This is a genomic window from Limosilactobacillus vaginalis DSM 5837 = ATCC 49540 (genome assembly GCF_000159435.1).
GTDB classification, from domain to species: Bacteria; Bacillota; Bacilli; order Lactobacillales; family Lactobacillaceae; genus Limosilactobacillus; species Limosilactobacillus vaginalis.
Genome location: NZ_GG693470.1, coordinates 1 through 241 on the forward strand (window position 1 = coordinate 1; position 241 = coordinate 241).

General features: G+C 63.1%; 1 protein-coding gene. It reads left to right on the forward strand.

The annotated features are described in order from the left end of the window. The coding region (locus HMPREF0549_RS09635) for a GTP-binding protein (RefSeq protein ID WP_154645773.1) at positions 1-241 on the forward strand (241 nt) is incomplete at both ends.

Consider the following 241-nt stretch of genomic DNA (forward strand, 5'->3'; position numbering starts at 1 on the left):
TGCGACCACCACGTCGTGGAAGTCGCGCGATGGCGTGCAGCACCGCTTCAACATCATCGACACCCCTGGCCACGTGGACTTCACCATCGAAGTCGAGCGTTCGCTGCGCGTGCTCGACGGTGCCGTCGCCCTGCTGGACGCCAATGCCGGCGTCGAGCCGCAGACGGAAACCGTCTGGCGCCAGGCCGACAAGTACCATGTTCCGCGTCTGATCTTCGTCAACAAGATGGACAAGATCGGT